Genomic DNA, 13,620 nt, shown 5'->3' on the forward strand with positions numbered 1-13,620 from the left:
AGCCTACCCGTGGTCACTGGTGTTTTGCTCTGAACCCGAGACCTGTAACAGGGTGTTCACGTCGGCTATTCCCGGTCGCGCGCCGCCGCGTCAGCCGGAGCGTCCACACGGTCGACCGCGGCGATCGCGCCCGTCGGCACGAGCGTCGGCGACGCCTCGAGCCGCGCCTTCCGCCGCTTCAGCCAGATACCCGTCACGATGATGAGGGCGAGCGTCAGGTAGGCGACGATCGCGAACGGGCTGTGCACCAGGTAGCCGAGGTCGCCCTGGCTGATCGCCATCGACTTGCGGAGCTGCTCCTCCGCCATCGGCCCGAGGATGCCACCGACGACCATCGGGGCCACCGGGTACCCGTACCGGCGCATCAGGAATCCCACGATCCCGACGACGAGCAGCGTGAGCGTGTCGAACACGTTGAAGTGCAGCGCGTACGCGCCGAGACCGGCGAACGCGAGGATGCCCGCGTAGAGGTAGGGCCGCGGGATCCGCAGCACCTTCACCCACATGCCCACGAGCGGCAGGTTGAGCACGAGCAGCAGCACGTTGCCGATGTACAGGCTCGCGATGAGCGCCCACACGAGTCCCGACTGGGTCTCGAACAGCAACGGGCCCGGCCGGATGCCGTACGACTGGAACGCGGAGATGATGATCGCCGCGGTCGCGGTCGTGGGCAGGCCCAGCGTGAGCAGCGGCACGAGCACGCCGGCGGCGGCCGCGTTGTTCGCCGACTCGGGCCCCGCCACGCCCTCGATCGCGCCGCGCCCGAACTGCGCACGGGCACTGCCTTTCGCGAGCCGTCGCTCGGCGGCGTACGACAGGAACGTGGCGACATCCGCTCCGCCGGCCGGAATGGTGCCGATCGGGAAGCCGATGGCGGTGCCGCGGAGCCACGGCTTCCACGAGCGGCGGAGGTCGTCGCGCGTGAGCCAGCTGCGCCATCCGCGCGTCACCGGTATCACCCGCACCGGACCATGGCGCAGTCGCGACGCGACGTAGAGCGTGTCGCCGAGCGCGAAGAGGCCCACCGCGATGAGCACGACGTCGATGCCGTCGGCGAGGCTCGGGACGCCGAGCGTGTAACGCTGCTGGCCCGAGAGCACCTCGGTGCCCACGAGTCCGAGCATCAGTCCGAGGCCGAGCGACACGAGCCCTCGCGGCACGCTCGAGCCGAGCAGTGCGCCGACCGTGAGGAAGGCGACGACGATCAGGGCGAAGTAGTCGGCCGGGCCGAGCTGGACCGCGAGCTTCGCGATCCCCGGTGCGAGGAAGGTCAGCAGCACGGTGGCGACCGTGCCCGCGACGAACGATCCGATGGCCGCGGTCGCCAGGGCCGCGGCGCCCCGGCCGGCCTTCGCCATCCGGTTGCCCTCGAGCGCCGTGACGATCGAGGCCGACTCCCCCGGCGTGTTCAACAGGATCGAGGTCGTCGACCCGCCGTACATGCCGCCGTAGTAGATGCCCGCGAACAGGATGAGCGCGCCGGTCGGGTCGAGCGTGTAGGTCAGGGGCAGCAGCAGAGCGACCGTCATGGCCGGACCGATGCCGGGCAGCACGCCGACGGCCGTGCCGATGAATACGCCGAAGAGCGCGATGAGGAGGTACTGGGGCTGCAGCGCGGTCGCGAAGCCCTCGAGCAGTGCGGTGAGACTATCCATGGAAGATCGGGATCCAGTCGAGGAGCGGGCCGGCGGGCAGGGACAGCCCGAGCCAGGCGCCGAAGACGAGTTGCGTGACGAGTCCGAGGCCGAGTCCGATGAGGAGCGCCATCCACCAGCGCTTCGCGCCGAGCACGATGGCCGCCCCGGCGAAGACCACCGCGACCGCGATGGGCCAGCCCGCCCACTCGATGAGCACGAGCTGCGAGAGGAAGATCGCGACGAGCTTCGCGACCGTGAGCCAGTCGGTGGGGGCGTCGGGGTCGACGTCCTCGCCGTCGTCGGGCACGCCGCGCCGGCCGCGCGCGAGCTGCACGACGACGGCGACGGATGCCGCGACGAGCAGCACCCCGACGGCGTACGGGAACGCCCGCGGACCGAGCACGCTCGCCGAGCCCGGCGGCACCCGGATGAACCCCGCGCCGAGGATCGCGTAGACGCCGAGGGCGGCGCTCACGGCGGCGAAGGCGACCTCGCCCGCGAGACCCCGCCGGGCGCGGACGACCCCACCGGCGGGATCGGGCGGATCGGGGGTTCCCCCCGGCGCGGTCGCGCCGAGGGGAACCGGGGTGGAGTCGGTCACGGTGCGACCAGACCGATCGTCTGGAGCGTCTGCGTCACCTCGGCGATGTCATCGTCGAGGAACTGCGTGAACTCGTCACCCGTGAGGAACGCGTCGGCCCAGCCCTTCTCCTCGAGCGTGGCCGCCCACGCCTCGGACTCGTGCAGGTCGGTCACGAGGGCGCTCAGCGCGTCGGCGTCGGCCTCGTCGATGCCACCGGGTGCCAGGAGCCCGCGCCAGTTCGTGAGGGTCACGTCGTAGCCCTCGTCGACGAGCGTGGGCGTGCCGGGCAGCAGTTCGACCGGTTCGGCCGACGAGACGGCGAGCGCGCGCAGCTCGCCCGCCGCGATCTGCTCGACGAACTCGCCCACGCCCGAGATCCCGGCCTGCACGGTGTTGCCGAGCAGCATCGTCACGGCCTCGCCCCCGCCCGAGTTCGGGATGTAGTTGAGCGTCGACGGGATGTCGGCCGGGTCGACGCCCGCCTCCGTCAGGAGCATGCCCGCGAGGATGTGGTCGGCGCCGCCCGCCGACCCGCCCGTCACCGAGATCGCCGCGCCCTCCTCCACGATCGCGTCGACGAGGTCCTCGGCCGTCTCGTACGGCGAGGCCGCAGGAACGACGAGCACGAGCGCCTCCTCCGTGAGCTTCGCGATGGGCGTCATGTCCTCGATGCGCACGGGCGAAGCGTTCGTCTCGACCGCGCCGACCATGACGAGGCCGGTGACCATGAGGGTGGCCGGGTCCTTCTCGTTGGCGAGCGAGGCGAGGCCGACCGTGCCGCCGGCACCGCCGATGTTCTGGACGGGCGCCGAGCCGACGAGACCCTCGTCGGTCATCACCTGCGCCAGGGCGCGGGCCGTCTGGTCCCAGCCGCCGCCCGGGTCGGCGGGGGCGATCAGGTTGACCGCGTCGAGGGATGCCGCGGCATCCGCCCCGTCGCCGCCCGCGTTCGCGGTGGTGGCGCTGCATCCGGCGAGTCCGACCAGTGCGGTGACGCCGAGGCCGGCGAGCGCCGCGCGCGCGGTCGCGCTGCGGATCCGGTGAGGGGTGGCCGAGGGGGTCGGCCGGCTGTGTGATCGCAATGCTCCTCCTTGAGTGCCCGGCCTCCGTCGCCGGGCCGACGATCGTCGGTGCCGACGACGGTAGGTCGGCGCCGCCTCCCCGCGGAACGTTGCGGTCGTACGGGTCGTACTGGTCGTTGCGGTCGATTCGGTCGTATTGGTCACGGCCTCGGCGGCGATCGGCGCGGAGGCGTGCGGCACACTGGTGAGGTGGGCCGGTCGAGGATGACGCTGGGCATGCAGCTGCTGCTGCTGCAGGTCGCGATCGTGCTCACGACGGTCGTCGGCACGGGCGTGACCGCGATGCTCATCCAGGAGCGCCAGCTTCGCGAGGGCTACCAGGACCGGATGATCGCGGTGGCCCAGTCCGTCGCCGGCCTGCCGGTCATCCTCGGCGCGTTCGACGATCCCGATCCCTCCGCGACGATCCAACCGGTCGCCGAGGTGATCAGGAACGCCTCCGACGTGACCTACGTGGTGGTCGCGAACGAGGACGGCATCCGCTATTCGCACCCCAATCCCGACCGCATCGGCGAGCGCGTCTCGACCGACCCGGCCATCCCGCTGTCGGGCGAGGTGTACGTCGGCACGCAGACGGGGACGCTCGGCGAATCCTGGCGGGTCAAGGTGCCCATCTTCGATGCCGACGGGGACGTGATGGGGCAGGTGTCGGTCGGCATCCTCGAGTCCGAGCTCCGCGCCGACTTCCTCGGCGGACTCGGCGGACTGCTCGGTGCGCTGGCCGTGGCGGCGCTCGTCGGCGTCGTCGGCTCGGCGTGGATCGGACGCGTCATCCGCCGCCGCATCTACGGGCTCGAGCCCGACGAGATCCGCGCGATGCTCGAGACGCGGGAGGCCATGCTGCACGGCATCCGGGAGGGCATCGTCGCGGTCGACGACCGAGGGCGCATCGTGCTGGTGAACGACGCCGCGGCGCGGCTGCTCGACGTCGAGGCTCCCGAGCGCATGCTCGGAATGCCCGTCGAGGAGGTGCTCGACCGCGACCTCGCGAGCTTCATCGCGTCGGGCGAGGACCGGGAGGCGCCCGTGCTGTCGGGCGAGCGTGTGCTGCTCGTGCACGGCGACCGGGTCCGCGTCGAAGGGCGGGAGATCGGTTCGATCGCGATCCTCCGCGACCGCACCGAGCTCGAGACGACGCTCCGCGAGCTCGAGGGCGCGCAGGGCCTCGCCGAGGGGCTGCGCGCCCAGTCGCACGAGTTCTCCAACAAGCTCCACGTCGTGAGCGGTCTGCTCGAGCTCGGTCACGTCGACGCGGCGATCGCGTTCATCCAGCGCGTCGGAAGCGGCGGACCCCTCTCGACCCTGGGCGAGCACGACGGGATCGCCGACGTCGAGACCGCCGCGCTGGTCCTCGCAAAGCGATCCCGCGCGGGCGAGCTCGGGCTCGGTCTGGACGTCGACGCCGCCTCGCACCTCGACGCGACCGACGATGCGCGAGAGCGGACCGACCTCGCGACGGTCATCGGCAACCTCGTCGACAACGCGATCGAGGCGTGCGTGCTCGGCGGCCGCATCGAGCTGTCCGTGAGGGACGACATCGAGCCCGGCGCGGTCGTCGTCCGCGTCGACGATGACGGCCCCGGGGTGCCGCCCGACCGCCGTGCCGCCATATTCGAGCCCGACGTCAGCGGCAAGGCGCCCGCACCCGGCAAGGCGAGACGCGGCATCGGACTCACGATCGTGCAGCGGGTGGCGGCGCGAGCCGGCGGGGGCGTGGACGTCGAGACGTCGCCGGCGGGCGGAGCGCGATTCGTCGTACGGCTGCCGTGGCGCGCGACGGACGCGTCGGACGCCGACACGAGCGCATCGGCGGTGGCGTCGGACGCCGCGGCGGGCGCATCCGGAGGGGGCAGATGAGCGGGATCCGCGTCGTCATCATCGACGACGACTTCGCCGTCGCGCAGGTCAATCGGGCGTTCGTCGACGCCCAGCCCGGCTTCACGGTCGTCGCGGAGGCGCACACCGGCGAGGCCGCGCTCGAGGCGATCGAGTGCCACCGGCCGCAGCTGGTGCTGCTCGACGTCTACCTGCCTGACCTCGGCGGCCTCGATGTGCTGCGTCGACTGCGTGCAGCGGGCGACGACGTCGAGGTCATCGCCGTGACCGCCGCGCGCGACCTCGACACCGTCCGTCAGGCACGACTGCTCGGCGTGCGCCACTACCTCGTGAAGCCGTTCTCGGGCGCGAGCTTGGTCGAGCGGCTCGACGACGTGCGCCGCGGCATCGCCGCCGAGCGCGCCGCGCCCTCCGGCGCGCTCGACCAGCACGGCGTCGACCGGATCCTCGGCGGGACGACGGCGACGATGCGCCGGGTCGCCCTGCCCAAGGGCCTCTCGCAGGTCAGCCTCGACCGCGTCGCCGCGGGCCTCGCGGCCTGCCGCACCGACGCATCCGCCGCCGAGATCGCCGAGGCGCTCGGGATGTCCCGTGTGAGCGCGCGCCGGTACCTCGAACACCTCGTGGTGAGCGGCGCCGCCGAGGTCGCGCCGCGATACGGCAGCGCGGGTCGGCCCGAGCACCGGTATCGGATGCCGCCGCGCTGACGCGGCCCGCAGTCGGAGGTCAGCCCTCGCGCACGCGCGCGAGCGCCGCGCCGATCGCCGCCCGCACGGTCGCCGCGCGGATCGCCTCGCGACCGCCCGCACCCGCGAGCTGGAGGGCGATCGCGTCGGTTCCCCCGGGCGTCGCGATACCGACGTAGACGGTGCCGACCGCCTTCCCGTCCTGCGGGTCGGGTCCGGCGACCCCCGTGGTCGCGAGGCCGAGGTCGGCCGGGCGGTCGTCGACCGCGAGTGCGCGGCGAACGCCGTCCGCCATCCGCCGTGCGACCTCGGGATGCACGGCGCCCTCGGCGGCGAGCAGGTCGGCCGGGACCCCGAGCAGCGACCGCTTCACGCCCGTGTCGTAGGCGACGATGCCGCCGTTCACGGCGAGCGAGGCGCCGGGGATGCGCGTGAGCTCGCCGGCGAGGAGCCCGCCCGTGAGCGACTCGGCGACCGCGATGCGCAGCCCCCGCCGGGTGAGTTCGCCGATGAGCTCGGCGGTCGGGTCGACGCTCGGCTCGACCGGAGGCGACATCCGCTCGGTCATATCGACTCGGCGCGGTGCTCGCGCGCGAGCCGGATCGCGTCGCGCACGTAGAGCACGCCCGACCACACGGTAAGGACGAGCGCGACCGTCATCGCCGCCCAGTTGACCCAGTAGATCCAGTCGCCGAGGAACGTCCAGAGCGGGGTGAGGAAGAGCGAGATGGCGATCGCCTGCGCGAAGGTCTTCGCCTTGCCGCCCGACGACGCCGGGACCACGGTGCCGCGACGCAGCTCGACGAGACGCCAGATCGTGATGCCGACCTCACGGACGACGATGAGGATCGTCACCCACCACCACAGCTCGCCGAGGATCGACAGGCACACCAGCGCACCGCTCGTGAGCAGCTTGTCGGCGATCGGGTCGAGGATCTTGCCGAGGTCGGTGACGAGTCCGCGTGAGCGTGCGAGGTGCCCGTCGACCCAGTCGGTCGAGATCGCGACGATGAAGATGACCGCCGCCCACCACCGCATCGGACCGTCGGCGCCGCCGTCGGCGAGCAGCAGCCAGAAGAAGATCGGCGCCATGACGATGCGGACGATCGTGATCGCGTTCGGCAGGTTCCAGTTCGAGCTGCGATCACGGCGGACGGCGTCGGTCATGGCCTCAGCCTAGCCGTCGGTCAGTCGCGGCCGGTGAGGCCCCACGCGTCCTCGTCGCCGTCGGCCTCGACCTCCTCCAGGCCCTCGGGGATGCGGCCGACGGGGTCGTCGTAGCGGTCGTCGGCGTCGTCGGACGGTGCGACCGCGGGAGGCGCGGGCGCGGCGGGCGCAGACGGGGCGGATGCAGCGGGCGCGATCGGTGCCGCCGGCTCCTCGCCCCGCAGCTTCGCGAGCACGCCCGGCAGCTGCTCGGGCGTCACGAGCACGTCGCGCGCCTTCGAACCCTCGGACGGCCCCACGATCTCGCGGGATTCGAGCAGGTCCATCAGCCGGCCGGCCTTGGCGAAACCGACGCGGAGCTTGCGCTGCAGCATCGACGTCGAGCCGAACTGCGTGGAGACCACGAGCTCGGCCGCCGCAAGCAGCAACTCGAGGTCGTCGCCGATGTCGGAGTCGATCTCCTTCCTCTCGACGGCCGCCTCGACGTCCTTGCGGTACTCCGGGCGGGCCTGCCGGGTCACGTGCGTCACGACGCGGTCGATCTCGGTCTCGGTGACCCAGGCACCCTGGACGCGGATCGGCTTCGACGCCCCCATGGGCAGGAACAGCGCGTCGCCCTGGCCGATCAGCTTGTCGGCACCCGGCTGGTCGAGGATGACACGGGAGTCGGTCACACTCGTCACGGCGAACGCGAGCCGCGACGGCACGTTCGCCTTGATGAGGCCCGTCACGACGTCCACCGACGGCCGCTGCGTGGCGAGCACGAGGTGGATGCCCGAGGCACGCGCGAGCTGCGTGATGCGCACGATCGAGTCCTCGACGTCGCGCGGTGCGACCATCATCAGGTCGGCGAGCTCGTCGACGACGACGAGGAGGTAGGGGTACGGCTTGAGCTTGCGCTCGCTGCCCGAGGGCAGCTTGATCTCGTCGTTGATCACCGCAGCATTGAAGTCGTCGATGTGGCGGAAGCCGAACGACGCGAGGTCGTCGTACCGCATGTCCATCTCCTTCACGACCCACTGCAGCGCCTCGGCGGCCTTCTTCGGGTTCGTGATGATGGGCGTGATGAGGTGCGGCACGCCCGCGTACGGCGCGAGCTCGACGCGCTTGGGATCGATCAGCACCATCCGAACCTCGGACGGCTTCGCGCGCATGAGCAGGCTCGTGATCATCGAGTTCACGAAGCTCGACTTGCCGGAGCCGGTCGAACCGGCCACGAGCAGGTGCGGCATCTTCGCGAGGTTCGCGACGACGTAGCCGCCCCCGACGTCCTTGCCGACGCCGATCGTCATCGGGTGCTTCGCGTTCACCGCGGCGCCCGAGCGGAGCACGTCTCCCAGCGTGACCGTCTCGCGGTCGGCGTTCGGGATTTCGACGCCGATCGCCGACTTGCCGGGGATCGGGGAGAGGATGCGCACCTCGTTCGACGCGACCGCGTACGAGAGGTTCTTCGACAGGGCGGTCACGCGCTCGACCTTGACGCCCGGGCCCAACTCGATCTCGTACTGCGTCACCGTCGGCCCGCGCGAGAAACCAGTCACCTTCGCATCGACGCCGAACTGCTCGAGCACGCCCGTGATCTGGCGCACGACCTCGTCGTTCACTGCAGAGCGAGTCTTCGCGGGCGCACCCGCCGCGAGCGTCGACGAGGAGGGCAGGTGGTACGGCCGGTCCGGCAGGTTCTCGGCACCCCCGTCGACGGATGCCGCGCCCTCGGCCTGCGCCACGGCGGCGCCCGCCGCGGCATCAGGCACGGGCGCTGCCCCGGCCGGGGCGATGACCTCGGTCGCACCGGCGTCGTCGCCCCGCAGACCCGTGCCGGTCCCGGCGACCTCGCCGGTGAACCGCTGCAGTGCCGACTCCGCACGCTCGAGGTCGCCGATGACGCCCGCGCCGTAGGGGTCGGCGGGACGCACCCCCTCGAGCGGCGTCTCGAAGCTGCCCGCCGCCGAACCCTCGCCGAACACCTCGGTGATGCCGTCGGCGCCTGCGTCGGAGAACTCGGGGTCCTCCTCGCGGTTCGACGCGTTGCGGCGCCACCACGGCAGCATCCCGCCGGAGGGCGCCTCGTCGTCCACGCCGTCGAGTTCGACCTGCTGCGCACGCTCGGACTTCGACTTCCGCCCGGGCTTGGCCTCGGCGGCCGCGGTCGTGGCGGACGCGGCATCCGCTTCGCCCTCGATCGCGCCGAAGAGCCACGCGTACAGCTCGCGGAAGCGCTGCGGGATGCGGTTCGGCGGCGTCTTCGTGAGGATCAGCAGCGACAGCAGCACGAGCACGATCAGGACGATCGCCGCGCCGACCTCGGTGATGAGCAGGATCAGCGGCTGCGCGAGCATCCAGCCGAGGATGCCGCCGGCGCCCGCGAGCACGGGCATGCCCTCGCTCGGCGAGGGCTGGCCGCCGAACAGGTGGCAGAGCCCCGAGACCGTGATGAGCAGCATGCCCAGCCCGATGCCGATGCGCGTGTTGTCGTGCACCGAGCTCGGGTGGCGGAAGAGCCAGACGGCGAACATGAGCATCACGACGGGCAGCGCGAAGGCCACGCGACCGAAGAGTCCGCCGAACGTGTAGGCGTCGAGGGTCTGCGCGACGGGGTCGTTGATGAAGAACCACTCCACGATCGCGCCGGACACGGCGAGCAGCACGAGGAAGAACGGCAGGCCGTCGCGGCGCTCCTCCTTCGCGAGCGTCTCCGGGCCGAGCGCTCGGGCCGCTCCACCGGTGAGGTGCGCGAGCCCCATCCACGCGCGCACGAGGACCCCGGGACCGTCGGACTTCCGGGGTGCGCCCCGCGCCGCCCGCGTCGACGAGCGCTGCGCCGGCAGCTTCTTCGTGGGCGCGGTGCGCGTCGACGAGCGCCCGGACGCGCCGGAGGCGCGACCGTTCGACCTGGTGCTCGTAGCCATGGCACCAACGTTACGGCCCGCCGCCGACGAGGCCGGACAGGCCGGTCGAGTGTCGGCCCAGTCGGTGCCGTCGGTGCGGTCGGTGCGGTCGGTGCCATCAGTGCCGTCGGTGCGGCCCGGACGACCCGCGGCCGCCCGTCAGCGCAGGAGCCGCACCATCGTGTCGCGCCCCTCGGCCGATGCGATCACCGAGAACCCCTCCGACCGATACAGGTCGTGCGCGAAATTGCCGTGTTCGACCGAGAGCGCCAGACGCGCGTAACCACCCGCACGTGCATCTTCCGCGAGCGCCCGCAGCAGCGCCCTGCCGAGCCCCTGCGCCCGCCACAACGGCTTCACGCCGATGATGAGCTCGGGCACGCCTGCCGCGACGAAGCCCATCGACGGACGGTCGGCGGCGAACAGCCGGTACCAGGCCGCGCCGACCGGGCGACCCTCCGGATCGACCGCGACGACGCCGCGATCCGCCGGGCGCTGCCACCCCGCGATGTACGCGGCATGCCGGGCGTCGGCGAGCACGACCGGACGCGGGCGCGTGGCATCCGCTCGCCAGTTCGCCGCCTCGACGACCATGTCGGCGAGGAAGCCGCCGTCCGCGGGGAGCGCGGACCTGATGGTGAAGGCCGCCATGACCGGAGGGTACGCGCGTCGGATTACGGCGGTGTTTCCGGGTGGCGGATGCCGCGGCATCCGTCACCTCGTCGTCGGAACGACCCGGTCGCCCCGGCTACGCCTCGATGACGAGCGGCACGAGCATCGGGCGACGCCGCAGGCGGCGGTTCACCCAGCTGCCGACCGTGCGGCGCACCGTCTGCTGCAGCGCGTGCGGGTCGCGCACGCCGTGGTGCGCGGCATCGGCGAGGGCCGCCACGATCTTCGGCTTGACGTCCTCGAAGACCGCGTCATCCTCGGCGAAGCCGCGCGCGTGGATCTCGGGGCCGACGATCACGCGGCCGGTCGAGGCGTCCACCACGACGATCACCGAGATGAAGCCCTCCTCCCCCAGGATCCGTCGGTCCTTGAGGTCGGCGTCGGTGATCTCGCCCACGGTCGAGCCGTCGACGTAGACGAAGCCGAGGTCGAGCTGGCCGGCGACGGTCACCCTGCCGTCGCGGAGGTCGAGCACCGTGCCGTTCTCCGCGAGGAAGGTGCGATCGGCGGGGATCCCGGTGTCCTGCGCGAGGCGCGCGTTCGCGACGAGGTGCCGGTACTCGCCGTGCACCGGCAGCACGTTCCGCGGCTGGAGGATGTTGTAGCAGTACAGCAGCTCGCCCGCGGCCGCATGGCCCGAGACGTGCACCTTCGCGTTGCCCTTGTGCACGACGTTCGCGCCGAGCTTCGTGAGCCCGTCGATCACGCGGTACACCGCGTTCTCGTTGCCCGGGATCAGGCTCGACGCGAGGATCACCGTGTCGCCCTCGCCGATCTCGATCTGGTGGTCGCGGTTCGCCATGCGGCTCAGCACCGCCATCGGCTCGCCCTGCGACCCCGTCGACATGTAGACGATCTTGTCGTCGGGGATGTCGCCGGCCTTCTTGAAGTCGACGAGCACGCCCTCGGGAACGTCGAGATAGCCGAGGTCGGCCGCGATCGTCATGTTTCGCACCATGCTGCGGCCGAGGAGCGCGACGCGGCGGCCGTTCTGGTGCGCGGCGTGCAGCACCTGCTGCACGCGGTGCACGTGGCTCGAGAAGCTCGCCACGATCACGCGCCGCGGCGAGCGCGCGATGACCTCGTCGAGGACCGGACCGATCGCCCGCTCGAGCGGGGTGAAGCCCGGCACGTCGGCGTTCGTCGAGTCGACCAGGAACAGGTCGACGCCCTCCCGGCCGAGGCGAGCGAACTCGCGGAGGTCGGTCAGCCGGCCGTCGAGCGGCAGTTGGTCCATCTTGAAGTCGCCCGTCGCGAGCACGGTGCCCGCATCGGTGCGGATCGCGACCGCGAGCGCATCGGGGATCGAGTGGTTGACGGCGACGAACTCCAGCTCGAACGGACCGAGCTTCTCCGTCTGCCCCTCCTTCACGGTGAGGCTGTACGGCGCGATGCGATGCTCCTTGAGCTTCGCCTCGACGAGCGCGAGCGTGAGCTGCGAGCCCACGAGCGGGATGTCGGCGCGAAGCTTCAGCAGGTACGGCACGGCGCCGATGTGGTCCTCGTGGCCGTGCGTGAGCACGACGGCGACCACATCGTCGAGGCGCTCCCTGAGGAAGCCGAAGTCGGGCAGGATCAGGTCGACGCCAGGCTGGTGCTCCTCGGGGAACAGCACGCCGCAGTCGACGATCAGCAGCTTGCCGTCGATCTCGAAGCAGGTCATGTTACGGCCGACCTCGCCGAGGCCGCCGACGGGGATGACGCGGAGCGTCCCCGGTTCGAGCGGTGCGGGGTCGATGATCTCGTCGGGCATTGGCCCTCCTCATGTTCCGGTGTTCAGTTCGGTGCGACCCTCGTGGTCGCGGATGTCTCGGTCCGGGGGCTCCGGTCGGATGCGTGGTCGGTGCGGGGCCGATGTGCGTTCGCGTGCGGCGGCCCGCCGCGGCATCCGTCTGTTCAGCGTGTCGTGCCGGCCACCTTCGGCAGGGCGCCGCCCGCGGCGGCGTTGCGGTCGGGACGGAAGTTGTGGAAGTCGACGCCCGGGATGCCCTGCACGAGGTCGATCTCGTCCTCGATGAGGGCGGCCTCCCACTCCTCGGGCCCGACGAGCGGCAGGCGGACCCGCGGGCTGCCGATGCGGCCGAGCCCGTGCAGGATGTACTTCGCCGCGACCGTGCCCGGCACATGCGTCATGACGGCGCGCACGAGCGGCTCGAGCCGCCGGTGCTCGGCGGTCGCTGCCGTCAGGTCGCCGCGATTCACGGCGTCGACGATGGTGCGATATGGCGCGGGCGCGATGTTCGCCGTCACGCCGATGAGGCCGGTCGCTCCGATCGAGAGGTGCGGCAGCACATTCGCGTCGTCACCGGAGAAGTACATGAGGTCGGTCTGGTTGAGCACCCGACTGACCTCGCTGAAGTCGCCCTTGGCGTCCTTGATGGCGAGGATGTTCGGGTGCTTGGCGAGGCGCAGGATCGTCTCGTACTTGATCGGCACCCCCGTGCGGCCCGGGATGTCGTAGAGGATCACGGGGAGGTCGGTGGCGTCGGCGACCAGTCGGAAGTGCGTGAGGATGCCGGCCTGCGTGGGCTTGTTGTAGTACGGCGTGACGATCATGATGCCGTCGGCGCCGGCCTGCTCGCTGTGCTTGTACAGCTCGATCGCGTGTGCGGTCTCGTTCGAGCCGCCGCCCGTGATGATCTTCGCGCGGCCGGCCGCGACATCCTTGCCGACCTCGACGAGGCGGATCTTCTCGGGGTCGGTGAGCGTCGAGGTCTCGCCCGTGGTGCCGGTGACCACGATGCCGTCGGCGCCCGCGGTGATGACGTCGTCGATGTGCTTTTCGACGGCGGGCCAATCGACCTCGCCGTCCGCCGTCATGGGCGTGACGAGCGCGACGAGCACCTGTCCGAAGGGGTTTTCCGCAGTCACGCGCTCAAGGCTATCGCCCCGCGGCGCGCCGGGCCGACTCGTGACGCGGCCCTCCGCCCGCGATCCGCTCTCACCCGCTCTCGCCCGCTCTCGCCCGCGGCCGCAGGATGCGGCGGATATACGATCCGGCGCGCCGAGCCGACTCGAGATCCGGCGGGGTGGCCGATCGTATATCCGCAGTTCTGGACGAGGCCGGCC

General features: G+C 71.7%; 11 protein-coding genes. 2 read left to right on the plus strand and 9 right to left on the minus strand.

Translation table 11 applies throughout. The annotated features are described in order from the left end of the window. Window positions 1-65: 65 nt before the first annotated feature. Genes ACIQH8_RS00235 through ACIQH8_RS00245 form a run of 3 tightly spaced genes read right to left on the minus strand, consistent with a single transcriptional unit; the run spans window position 66 to window position 3,302 of the window. Window positions 66-1,655 carry a tripartite tricarboxylate transporter permease gene (locus ACIQH8_RS00235; RefSeq protein ID WP_400993340.1) on the minus strand — a complete coding sequence of 530 codons (1,590 nt, stop codon included), beginning with the start codon at window positions 1,653-1,655 and terminating at the stop codon, window positions 66-68. Continuing rightward, on the minus strand, window positions 1,648-2,238 hold the full coding sequence (locus ACIQH8_RS00240; RefSeq protein WP_400993343.1) for a tripartite tricarboxylate transporter TctB family protein: 591 nt from the start codon (window positions 2,236-2,238) through the stop codon (window positions 1,648-1,650). The genes ACIQH8_RS00235 and ACIQH8_RS00240 overlap by 8 nt, the downstream gene beginning before the upstream one ends. Beyond that, on the minus strand, window positions 2,235-3,302 hold the full coding sequence (locus ACIQH8_RS00245) for a Bug family tripartite tricarboxylate transporter substrate binding protein (protein WP_400993346.1): 1,068 nt from the start codon (window positions 3,300-3,302) through the stop codon (window positions 2,235-2,237). The genes ACIQH8_RS00240 and ACIQH8_RS00245 overlap by 4 nt, the downstream gene beginning before the upstream one ends. 189 nt (window positions 3,303-3,491) lie before the next feature. On the opposite strand from ACIQH8_RS00245, the gene ACIQH8_RS00250 reads away from it, so the two are divergent. Together ACIQH8_RS00250 and ACIQH8_RS00255 are read left to right on the plus strand one after the other, a co-directional pair. Continuing rightward, the gene (locus ACIQH8_RS00250) at window positions 3,492-5,159 is read left to right on the plus strand and encodes an ATP-binding protein (RefSeq protein WP_400993348.1); all 1,668 of its coding nucleotides are present in this window, start codon (window positions 3,492-3,494) and stop codon (window positions 5,157-5,159) included. Beyond that, the gene (locus ACIQH8_RS00255) at window positions 5,156-5,845 is read left to right on the plus strand and encodes a response regulator (protein WP_400993350.1); all 690 of its coding nucleotides are present in this window, start codon (window positions 5,156-5,158) and stop codon (window positions 5,843-5,845) included. Before ACIQH8_RS00250 ends, ACIQH8_RS00255 begins: the two co-directional genes overlap by 4 nt. Before the next feature lie 19 nt (window positions 5,846-5,864). On the opposite strand, the gene ACIQH8_RS00260 is transcribed toward ACIQH8_RS00255, so the two are convergent. The 6 genes from ACIQH8_RS00260 to dapA form a co-directional block, all read right to left on the minus strand. After that, window positions 5,865-6,380: a CinA family protein gene (locus ACIQH8_RS00260; protein WP_400993353.1), complete on the minus strand. Its 516-nt coding sequence runs from the start codon at window positions 6,378-6,380 to the stop codon at window positions 5,865-5,867. Window positions 6,381-6,388: 8 nt separating this feature from the next. After that, a complete protein-coding gene (gene pgsA / locus ACIQH8_RS00265) occupies window positions 6,389-6,991 on the minus strand; it encodes a CDP-diacylglycerol--glycerol-3-phosphate 3-phosphatidyltransferase (protein WP_400993356.1) in 603 nt (200 codons plus the stop codon). A gap of 20 nt (window positions 6,992-7,011) precedes the next feature. Then, complete coding sequence (locus ACIQH8_RS00270) at window positions 7,012-9,900, minus strand: DNA translocase FtsK 4TM domain-containing protein (protein WP_400993359.1); 2,889 nt, start codon at window positions 9,898-9,900, stop codon at window positions 7,012-7,014. A 138-nt stretch (window positions 9,901-10,038) separates the two neighbouring features. After that, entirely contained in the window at window positions 10,039-10,530 is a 492-nt protein-coding gene (locus ACIQH8_RS00275) for a GNAT family N-acetyltransferase (RefSeq protein WP_400993362.1), read from the minus strand. A gap of 97 nt (window positions 10,531-10,627) precedes the next feature. Further along, the gene (locus tag ACIQH8_RS00280) at window positions 10,628-12,304 is read right to left on the minus strand and encodes a ribonuclease J (RefSeq protein WP_400993364.1); all 1,677 of its coding nucleotides are present in this window, start codon (window positions 12,302-12,304) and stop codon (window positions 10,628-10,630) included. Window positions 12,305-12,447: 143 nt separating this feature from the next. After that, window positions 12,448-13,422 (minus strand): 4-hydroxy-tetrahydrodipicolinate synthase, encoded by a 975-nt coding sequence (gene dapA, locus ACIQH8_RS00285; protein ID WP_400993367.1) that lies wholly within the window; start codon window positions 13,420-13,422, stop codon window positions 12,448-12,450. Window positions 13,423-13,620: the final 198 nt, after the last annotated feature.

Origin of the sequence: Agromyces sp. GXQ0307 (assembly GCF_044769845.1) — a bacterium.
Taxonomy (GTDB): Bacteria; Actinomycetota; Actinomycetes; order Actinomycetales; family Microbacteriaceae; genus Agromyces.

Bases quoted from the DNA above. Each gene is read 5' to 3' on its own strand.
- ACIQH8_RS00235 (WP_400993340.1), bottom strand. From the start codon at position 1,655: ATGGATAGTCTCACCGCACTGCTCGAGGGCTTCGCGACCGCGCTGCAG.
- ACIQH8_RS00260 (WP_400993353.1), bottom strand. From the start codon at position 6,380: ATGTCGCCTCCGGTCGAGCCGAGCGTCGACCCGACCGCCGAGCTCATC.
- ACIQH8_RS00275 (WP_400993362.1), bottom strand. From the start codon at position 10,530: ATGGCGGCCTTCACCATCAGGTCCGCGCTCCCCGCGGACGGCGGCTTC.
- ACIQH8_RS00280 (WP_400993364.1), bottom strand. From the start codon at position 12,304: ATGCCCGACGAGATCATCGACCCCGCACCGCTCGAACCGGGGACGCTC.
- pgsA (WP_400993356.1), bottom strand. From the start codon at position 6,991: ATGACCGACGCCGTCCGCCGTGATCGCAGCTCGAACTGGAACCTGCCG.
- ACIQH8_RS00270 (WP_400993359.1), bottom strand. From the start codon at position 9,900: ATGGCTACGAGCACCAGGTCGAACGGTCGCGCCTCCGGCGCGTCCGGG.
- ACIQH8_RS00255 (WP_400993350.1), top strand. From the start codon at position 5,156: ATGAGCGGGATCCGCGTCGTCATCATCGACGACGACTTCGCCGTCGCG.